Annotated in this window: 2 protein-coding genes; both read right to left on the reverse strand. The window is 65.9% G+C overall.

Annotated features, from left to right (window positions below; genetic code table 11):
• Position 1 precedes the first annotated feature (1 nt).
• Positions 2–9,424: a WXG100-like domain-containing protein gene (locus ACWDV4_RS18160; RefSeq protein WP_449980139.1), complete on the reverse strand. Its 9,423-nt coding sequence runs from the start codon at positions 9,422–9,424 to the stop codon at positions 2–4.
• Positions 9,425–9,943: 519 nt separating this feature from the next.
• Positions 9,944–10,573 carry a hypothetical protein gene (locus ACWDV4_RS18165; protein ID WP_449980142.1) on the reverse strand — a complete coding sequence of 210 codons (630 nt, stop codon included), beginning with the start codon at positions 10,571–10,573 and terminating at the stop codon, positions 9,944–9,946.

The following is a 10,573-nucleotide window of genomic DNA, read 5'->3' on the forward strand; positions in this document are numbered from 1 at the left end:
CCTAGCTTTCTGGGAAGGCGGTCACGATGAAGGCCCGCGCGGGATCACTGCCGGGCACCAGACGCATCGCCACCCGGATATTAGTGGGCACATAGCGTCTGGCGAGCGGACTTCCCCCCACACCATGCGAGTTCGCGTTGTAGTACCCCTCACCATTGACACCGGATGGACCAACACCTGTGTGACGGCCCTCCAAGGCGAGATCCTCTCGGATGGTCTGCCAGTTCGCCTCCACGTACTCCTTGATTGCCCGGTTCATGCTGATGGCATCGGGCCAGCGGGAGGAGTAATTCTGTCTCCGAGGCCATGGCGGATCTCCGTAGATCCGCCCCTCGATGGTGCGTGTGTGCGGATCACGGGCCAACGGCACGTTGGGTCCGTGCCGATCGAGCGTGTGCGCGCCATGGCTCGCATGGGCCGCATCATTGCTGGCGACATCGAAACTCGGCGGATTGTCGCCGAGGTCGATGAAGACCTTGGCGACCCGAGCCCACTCCACGCGTTCTGTCGCCTGCTGCGGTGTCTCGCCGGGGCGCGGAGTGGGATCAAGGTCGCTCGGGTCGAACGGGAAATGGCTGGATGTCGAGCTGTCCACTCCCCACGCGACCGGGTCGCCGGGCAGTGTTCTTGGAGATTGCTGGAACGATGCGGGTCGCTCGGCCGGCGGCAGGTTGGCGGCGATCTGTTCCAGGTACTGCAGTCGGTCGAATGCTGACTGGGTACGGGTCAACAGCGCGTCGGTGTCCGCCCGGAAGACCGCCAGGTGTTCCTCAGCCGCCGTGCTGATGTGTCGCTTGAGCAGTTCGCTACGGTTCTGCGACGAGACCGCCTCGTTGCCGTCGTAGGAAATGTTGGACAGTTCCCTGGAGCTGGTAGTGACGAGCGCGCTGTTGCTGTAGGCCACCTGCCGCCGGGCGACCCGTTCCAGTTCCCCCTCCGGAGCTCGGAGCAGCGAGACAGACGAGGCGAGCGCCTGGCTGCCCGAGTCACGGGCGAAGGCCAGCCAGCGGCCCTTCGCCCTGGGTAGTCCGGTCGGCTGTTGGGAGATACGGTGGATCTCCTGACTGGCCCAGTCGCGGATCACGTCGGTGATCTTCTCCGGGGTTTGCCTCGGATCGACTCGGAGCACATAGGTCACATCGGAGTCGACGCGGTAGGCGGTGATCGGTGTCCCATCCTGGGCCGGGCCGGTACCGATCTCGAAGGTCAGTTCCTCTGGGCGGTTGCTGGCCCCCTTGAACGTGAGCCGGAAGGTATGTTCGGCATCGGCCACGCGGGTGATCTGCGCACCACCGGGCAGGTCGGTGAAGGCGGCGACGCGTTCGTCGAGGTCGGGCAGCAGGTCCGCGTCGGCGATCGGCAGGAGGCCGTACAACGCCCGAAGCCGGGCCACGACGTCGGCCGTACGCGGATCGGCAGCCAGTTGTTCCTCGATCTGCCGGGTACGCGCTTCGAGTTCCTCGACGGGTTGCCGCTGCTGCTCAACCTGTTCCCGGAGGTGCTGCGGGGTGGTGTTGTCCTTGTTCGTCTCCGACAGCGACCTGATGAAGGCCAAGTCGTTGGTGTAGAGCTGATGGAGCCGAGCGACCCGGCGGCTGATCATGAATCCGACCGCACCGACCCCGGCAAGCAGGCCGTAGATGACCGATCCGACAAGTAGGCCGGTAGCGACGGCGGCGCCTCCCTGGGCCGTTGCTGGCACCAGGTCCTCCCGGACCCATCGACGGGTGGGCAGCCGGTTTTCCCGATCGAACAGGATGTTGTCCCCGATGTGGGTCAGGGTGTCGGCGATCCGGGTCGGGTCGGCATCCACGTTCACGGTGAAGGTGAACTTGCCACGGCGGATCCGGTCGGCGGCAGGCACGACTGGGCGGCCGTCCTCGACCGAGTCGAGCCGGAACCGCATCTCGACACCGTAGCCCCGTTCTGACTGCTCCGAGCGGTAGACCAGCTCGCTTATGTTCCCGTTCTGATCGGCTGTCTGACTGGTAAGGACGAAGGCGTTCCCATGGCTGTCGTTCAACCGCTGAATGGCTTCCTGAACCGCCGTCACGGCTCGGGTGTGGTTGCCCGGTACGGCCGGCGGGGTCGGGGTGGGGATGTGCGGTGTGCCGTCGAGCCGATCGAGAGCCGCACGGGCCAGGTTACTTCCGGTGTTCGCCAACTCACCGATCTGGCCACCGACATTACGCCGCTGCGCCGCAGACAACCGGCCCGAGTGTTCCAGGTCGTGCCGCTCGAGAAGGTCGACGATTTCCCGGCCGCGGAGTCCGTTGTAGCGGTCCACCACCATCTGCACCAGGGCCTTGGCCAGGGCGGCCGCCACCTGCAAGGTGCCGGAGCCACTCCGCGCCAGGTGGCCCGTTCCGAAGACCGGCCCTGCGGTCACTCTCTCGTCTCGGAACCTTCGCGCCAGGTACGCCCGGATACCGGCGTCGTGTCGGGTGAGCTCGTGCTGACGTTCTGCAACCTTGGTCAGGGCGTCCCGGACTGCGGTAGGTAGGCTGCCAGGCTCGATCTCCGGGGAGACCTTGAGGATGATCCGCCAATCGGTGTATTCCACCTCCACCTTGTTCGGGTCCGCGGTGTGGGCCACCTCGACATGCACTACCGCGTCCCTTGCGTCACCCTGCATCACCAGCTTGTACTGGTGGTCGTCGAGGACCCGGATCTTCTTCAGGAACTCGATCTGCTCGTTCCTCGACCGCCGGCTGATCAGCTCGTTCCTCAGCCGCCGGCTGATCAGCTCGATCTCATTGTGTACGAGGCTTCGGATCGGCCGGGCCTGCGGCTCCGGCACCATACGGTTGTCCGGTGTCGGATCCGGATCAGGGTGCTTCGTTCGCTCAGCGGCCGACCGGTCGCCCAGCACGGTCGCGGCCAGCTCACCGGCCCGGTCGTAACTGGCATCGAGGCGACGTTGCAGCTCGCCCTCGGCGATCCCGCTCCGGTCCGGCAACTGGGCCAATGCCCGGTCGTGCTTGTTCTCCAGCTTGCGCGTAGTGACATACCGCGAGAGCCGATTGTTCGTCGCCAACTCGACCGCGGCAACCGTGGTCCGCCTGATCACGAATCCCGGCATACCCAATACGGTGGCCACGACGATCGACATGCCGGCCGCCGCGAGGGTGGGGGCGTTGGCGGCCAAACGGTCAATCCGCCGGTACGGCACCTCACCCGGCCGCGCATGCTGCGTCCTGATCAGATCGCCCAAGGCGTTGCGGATCTGCCGGTCCAACTCATACTCGGCTGCATTGTCCCGTCCTGGCCCCGGCCCGTCCGAATCAAACCAGTCCCGGTCCACCACCAGAACGAAGTGCCGTTCCCGGCCACCGCCCCGAAACTCGACCGCCCATCCGCTCCTCGGCACCGAGCCGGATTGGACCTCGAAGGTGAAGGACAATCGGCCGATATCGCTCCAGTTCTCCGGGGTGACCCGGTACATGGTGCGACCCCATGCCGACACCGGCTCATTCATCATGCCGATCATGCTCGCCACGGCCAGCCGGTGCTGGGTGCCAGCGACCACAGGGTCAGAGTCGTGCCACCAACGTCGACGATCCTCAAGCAACCTGGCCGTTGGTTCGGCCAGATGCCGTCGGGCCAGTTCGGCGCGGGCGTCCGCGCCAGGTACGCCCTCGCGCAACGCCCGAGTCTCGATGAACGCCTGCAGTTCGGCCTCGAGCGCCTTCCGTTGGGTATCGTCCGCGTCGGCGTACAACCGGCCCAGCGCGTCAAGTTCGGCGAGCGCCACCAGATCTGCGTGGCTGGGGCGAAGCGGATGTCCCGGTGTCGGATCGTTGACCAGCGCGTCGTGTCTGTTCAGCCGGCCACCGTGCATGCCGAGAAGCCGACCGAAGCGACTGCCGGTGGTAGCCCTCACCTCACCCTGGACATGTCCAATCGTCCGAGTTAGGAACCGGTCGAGGGCAGCCGCGTCAAGGCCATCGAGATGATTGGCGGCGAAGACCACACGATGCACACCGTCGTTGCCGAGTGCGAACACGGCCGGCGATTCATCGTGTGGAGTCGTGGCGATGTCGATCCGGAACGGCCGGCCATGGCGGGGGTGAATCTCCACCGTGTGCTCGCTCACCACCGTGATCTGCGCAATGCCGCTGGTCTGCTGGCCGTTGAAGGCATCAGCCAGCCTCCTGGCGGAGTCGTACAGTCGACGACCGAGCGCCGGATCAGGCTTTGCGGACGGAGGCGGCAACCGGTCGGCCAGCCCGTCGAGGTCCAATCCGCTCAGATCGGTTTGCCGGGTCGTGATCGACACCTGCCGGTCACCGTCGACATCGAAATCGACTTCGACGCGGCGAAACTCCACCTGGAGATCCCCCCGAGCCAGCGCCCGGTGCAGCTCGTCGAGGACATCCGGGTTCTGACGCAGCTGCTCGTGTAGATGAGGGCTGGTTTCCAACACGTCCCGCACATGCTGCGGCGTGCCGCGCTCGGTGAGGCTGCCGTCCTGCAGTAGATATCGGGACTGGTGAACCGGTCGCGTATCCAGGATCACCAGCACCTGTTCGGTCGGGTTGAAGCGAGCCACCAAGAACTCGCCGTCCGGCTGCGGCCCCTGCGACGTCGTACCGGTGGAAAGATCTGCCCCGGTCAGGCCCGACGGATCGGACAACAGATGCATCGCGGCGACGTGCGGCACCGCCGCCGCCGACTCGGCCAGCCCTACAAGGCGGGCATGCTCTGCCGCCGCGCCGGCCAACTCCTGGACGTGGGCGAGCATCGCCGGGTCGTCTGCGTGCTCCGCCCGCAGCTGATCGAGGGTCTGGCCCAGGTTCATCCAGGCCACTGCTGGTGGTTCGGAAAACCCCAGCGTGTCCATCAGCGGTCGCAGCGTCGTTTCCTGGAACTCGGCGACCACCGTACGCGCCTCCGCAGCCAACTGCACTGCCCGCGTTACCTGATCCGGTGCCTGCTCAAACTCGTACGTCTCGGGTGGCCCCTCGACCGCCAGGTGTTCTGTCGGCCGGTTCCGATCGGTCAGCGGGTCGGGTATCTGCTCCCCGGTCTCCACGGATCGCAACGAGAAGTCCGACTCGCTCCGATAGGTGCCTGGCTGGTCCAGTTCGTGATGCAGCCGATAGGTGCCTGGCTCGCGGAACGTTCCCGTCCGGTCGCCGATGAGGTGCAGCCGGCCGTCCGGCGTCCGGAAGCTGTCCCACCGGTCGCCGCTGACCCGCAGCCGGGTGCCACTGCCAGGCGCCGCCAACGGGCCCGCTCGACTTCCTCCACCTGACTCGACCGATGGGATCGGCGGCACTGCCGCCTCCGAGGCATCGGTGGGTGCCGACGTGATCTCTCGACCGGTCGGACCGAAAGTGCGCTCCCTACCGTCGGCCGGCATCGTCGGCATCCGTCCGTTGTGCACATCCGGGCTGGCCAGCACCTCGGTGCCATCCAGAAAGGTCCACATTCGTTCGGTGACCCCGGTGACCTCCCGACGGAGGATCCGGGCCAGCGTTGCCGCCGCAGGCTGGTCGCCTGCCCCGGAATAGCAGGAAACCAGATTGATCCGCCGATCACCGAGGCTGATCCGGCCGGATTGGTTCAGGTCGGCGAGCCCTCTAGCGAAACTCACGGCCGACATCCGGTAGGGGCCGACCACCACCTCGCCGTCACGCAGTCCGTGCAGGGCGATCTTGAGCACGCCGCTCTCCGGGCGCAGTGCTTCGGCGTACCGCCGCATCTCCGGATCACCGGTGAACTCCACCCCGGAAGGAGTCGGCATCACGAAGTCACGAACCGCCTGGAACGCCTGCCTGCCCGTCACCAGCGGCAACTGCGCGTACTGTTCGTCGTTCCACGCCATCACCATCGGCTGAGACTGCTCCCGGTGTTCCGCCGCCGGCTGATCAGTTGTGCGACTCGCGGCCGCCGGGCGGAAGTCGGACGATGGACCGACGTCGGGCAACCGAATTCCGTCGATGCCATCCGGCGGGCGGACCCGCGCCAGCGCCTGCTGCCGCTGGTCCGACAGGTTACGCAGCCGAGCCGGATCGGCCCCGGACCGACGGGCATCCTGCCATTTCCGTGTGGCCTCGTACGCCGCCCGGCTCTCCGGAGTGTCCAGTCGAAGGTGGAACTCCCGCCCGGTGCTCGGATCACGCCACTGGCTGACGACACCGCCGGTCTTCCCCGTCGCCCAACCGTTGACCAGACGGACCGGCTGGTAGCCCCGCGCGACCAGGTCGTCGATGGCACGCCGGACTGCGTCGGCATAGCCCGCCGACCGCAACTCGATCGCGTACCGCAGCCGGGGGCGTACCTGCCGGTCGGACCGGCCCGGCCGCGACTCGGCCACCTCGGCGGCGGCCCGCCGCCGTACCGCCGCTGGGTCCTCGTCTGCCCACACCGGCCGAGTACCGCCGCCGACGGCCGCCGCCTCGACCGCCCGGGTAATGGTGACCTCGGCACGCGCGGGCGAAAGGTTCAGGGTCGACGCCAGCAGCGACCGCACTCTGTTCACTCGCATAGTGAGTGTGCCGTCAAACGTCGGGCCGCCGTCGGTCGTCCGCACGCCGGGTATCGAGTCGAGCGACCCGGGCTGGCTCGCGCCGGAGTCCTCGCCGTGCCTGTTCAGGGTGGACGCGGAAACGCCGCTACCGTCGAGGAGCAACGCCTGGGAGGACTCGACATCGGTGTACGGCGGTGCGGAAGCCGCCGCGATTCCAGCTACCGGGTCTGTCCATTTGACGGTGCCGGCGTCATTGACCACGACAAGCTCGTGGGCCGTGTCGAGCCCTGGGAACCGGACCACGACAAAGGCGAACGCGCCGGGGCCAGTCGCTCGCACCGCCGCATGGATCTGATCCAGTCCCGCTACCCCGCCCGGCTGCGCAACGTACGGGCTGCCAATCCACGCCTCGGTAGTGCGGACCGTGGATGTTCCGCCAAGGTTCGTACCAGCGATCATGGGTCGGCCGAACCATGTCGACGCCAATGCCCGAGCGACCTCGGACGGATTGTTGTGTCGACCCGTCTGGAATGGTCCGCCCCCATTGGTCAACAAAGTCCAGCCGTTGTCCAGGGGCGGGTGGATGACGGGCAATCCCTCGTCGTCCCGGCGGATGGCATCGTCCAGGGCTCTCTCCTGGGCGGGAGTGGGGGGATCATAGTGCTCCGACCGAACACTCTCGGCTGGGATGCCACTCCCCAGCCGCAGTTCACTGGCCGGCCGCGCTCGATACGCCGGTCGCGCAGGTACGACTGGCTGCCCCTGGATCCCCAGCGATCGGCTGTCGTTGTACGACACCGCAGGGGTGCCGGGCAGGGATGCCGGGTCCGTCTCCGCTCGCGTCGACTCAGGCGAATGTCGACGGGACTGATCAGGGCCAGTCGGGGTGTCGGGGGTGCTTTGTGCACCGTCGGCGTCAGCGGGTGCGGTCGGAGTCGCGGCAGGCGCTGCGACAGCGTTCTCGGGGCGAGCAGAGTCGGGGCGAGCAGATCCTCCTCGCGCAGTGGCACCCGAAACAACCCGTGCCACCTCCGGCGCTGCATCCAGTGCGGCATGCGGGTTCTGCTGCCTGCCGGTCGGGATCGCGGACGGTGTTGCATCGGGGCTGGTGGTGGGTGTGGTGTCGATGTCAGCGTGGGCGGCGGCGATGTTTCTGGCATCGACAGCTTCCGCACGCGCAACCGCGGCCGCCCGGACTACTTCCCGCACCTCCTCCGGCGACTCGGCCCGCACCGCCCGCTCAACCGCCTCCCGCGCGTCCTGAGCCGCCTGCTCAGCCACCCGCGCCTGCTGAGCCGCCGTGTCAGCACTGCGCTGCGCCCGCTCGGCAGCCTCCTCAGCAACCCGCACCGGATCAACCTGCTGCCCCTGGATCAACTGCCCAGCCTGCGACAACTGAGACCCCACACCGGGCGCAACACCAGACACACCAACAGTCGACACACCCGGCAGCCCTCGCCCCACCGAAGACGACACCGGCGAACCAGCCTCCGCCGCACCCGCAGCATTCGTATCCGACAATCGCGGACCAGACACCTGCGTAGCAGGTGCCTGCGTACCAGGCGCTTGTGTATCGGACGGTTGCACACCGGGAGCCTGTGTGTCGGACGGCTGTGTACTCGGCGCTTGAGCCGGAGACGTCGAAGTGGACGGTGCCTGACCAGGTGATCGCTCACCAGCAGCCAACCGGGCCGCATCACGCGCCGCAGCAGCCTCCTGAGCACGCACCTGCGCCGCATCAGCAGCCGCCCGCGCCTGCACCGCAGCCAACTGCGCATCCCGCTGATGCTGAGCTGCAGCCTCCCGCGCCTCACGAACCTGCCGCTCCAACTGCTGCCGCGGCGTCTCCAACCCCACCACACCACGCACAAAACTACCCACACGCTCACCAACACGCGCACCATTACTAATGTAATTACGCGCCATACCAGCAGCAACCTGCTCAAACCCCGGCGGCCGCAAAGCAAACGTGCCATCATCCGCCAGCGACCCACCCAAATTCCCTAAAAGCTCCTCAGCCCACTCCGAAGCCGCATCCGCACCAATATTCGAAAACCCCCGAACCACCCCATTATCGATCTTCCCCGCCAACGTCCGACCGAAATCACCAACAGGAGAACCCAACGACCCCATCGCACCAGCAGCAGCATCCACCCACACAGCATGCTTATCCACGCTTTCACGGGTCCCCAACACCTTCACCTGATACAACTGCGGCAGAAGATTGACCACCCCCTCCCGGACCGCCTCATCCCCCGCCGCCAATGCCAGAGTCTTAACCCGCAACCCCGACGCCATCTCCCGCAAACCCGCATAACCAGACCGCTGAGTAAACGACGCACCCGCCCGACTCACCAACAACTCGAAAATCTGCCGAACCGTCAACCGCGTCACACCGATCCGCGCCGCCGCCAAAGTCATCGCCGCACCAAACGACAACCACGCCATCACCGCAAAAACGAAAATCTCCGTAATCACGATGCCAACCTCAAGCAACGTGGACAACTTCGTATGCTCAACATCAAGCGCCGCCGCATCCAACGAATCAGCAAGCACACCAACCGCCTCAAACAACTTCTCCGGCAAATCACCCCCCACCTGCTGCCACACCTGCGCGAACCAAGCCCCCGAATCCCCACCCCACAACTCACTCAACACACCCGCCGAACCCCGCGCCCCCTCCACCGCAGGACCCAACTGCTCCCCCACCGCACGCCAAGCCGCCGCCAACAGCCGAAACTCATCCTCATTACTTTCCGACCAAGTCTCCCCACCCGAACCCAGCCAAATAACAGCATCACGGATCACATTCCACGGATCACCAAAATCCCACAACTCAATCACAAGCAGCACCTGCACGCTGCGTAGCGATCGAGACAGATCGACCCGCCGACTGACACAGGGCGTCGAAGAAACGAGGTCTCCACTTCGGAGCAAAGCGTGACGCACAGGAAGCCGTAACAGCAGGTAAGGGCACCGAGCGAGGCTACGTTGCCCGCACTACCCGTTGATCAAGAACAGATAAAGATCATGTTTCAGAATTGATCATGACCGTTGCGGGCATCCGATGGTTACGCTGCGTTTGCTTCGCTCGGTTCGAAGAGGCACCGTGAAGAAAAAGTTGTGCCATCGTCTCGCATGAACTGCGCACGGCGGCGGGGGTCTTTCGCTGATCTTGTGATGGCTGCTGGAGGTGGTGATCATCCGCGGTGTGCCTGCGCGATTTTCGAAGAAGGTACTTCCTCATTTGTCCAGGTGGTCGTCGATGTGACCGATCGGTCAACTGGCACGATCCTGCTGCGGAGGCACCCCCCGCGCCGCGAGGGACGATGCCACGCTGCGGTACGCCATCCCGGCGGGCGCATGGCCGCTATCCATGCCGGTTGGTCAATGTCGCACTGGGTGGTTGCACGGTGGTGATCGAGCCGTTGGCTCCCCGGTCAAAGTCGGGACTGTCCCCGGCTGCGGCTACCACGCCTCGTCCAGGTAGCCCGCGTAGCTACAGATGAGCTGGTGCAGGCTGGGCAGCAACTGCGCGAGCATGGCTCGTGGAGAGTCGACGACGATGTCATCGCCATCAAAGGGATCCTTATATGCCTCGTAGAGTGCCTCGCAGGCGTCCCACAGGGTGGCCGCGATCGGAGTCCATCGCCAGATGTCGTGCACCAGACTGTTCACCATCAGCCATGGCTGGCCCGGCCCGCCGATACCGTACATCCCCATCCAGTCCAGTTGGGTGCCATGGCCGTACAACATCGACTGCCACCGGTAGGACCGGGCCATCTCCTCAGCCTCGGGCATGCCTGCGTCCACCGCTAGCAGCAATCCGCGTTCAGTCAGTTCCGCCATTGCCGTGTCGAAACGGTGCGGCGGCAGCTCGGCCACCCGAGCTACGTCCATCGGCGTCCATGGGACAGTGCCACCGGTGGCCCCATGCGCCAACAACCAGATCTTGTACGGATCGCCGCCGGGCAGGATACGCACCCGCTCGCCGATACACACCCGGTGCGTCGAGGGCAGCGGCTTGTCTGATCCGTCGGCAGGGCCAAGATAGTGCCCTACCGGATATAGCAGCGGCGACCACACATCGTCTCGCAC

It is taken from the genome of Micromonospora sp. NPDC003197 (assembly GCF_053590565.1).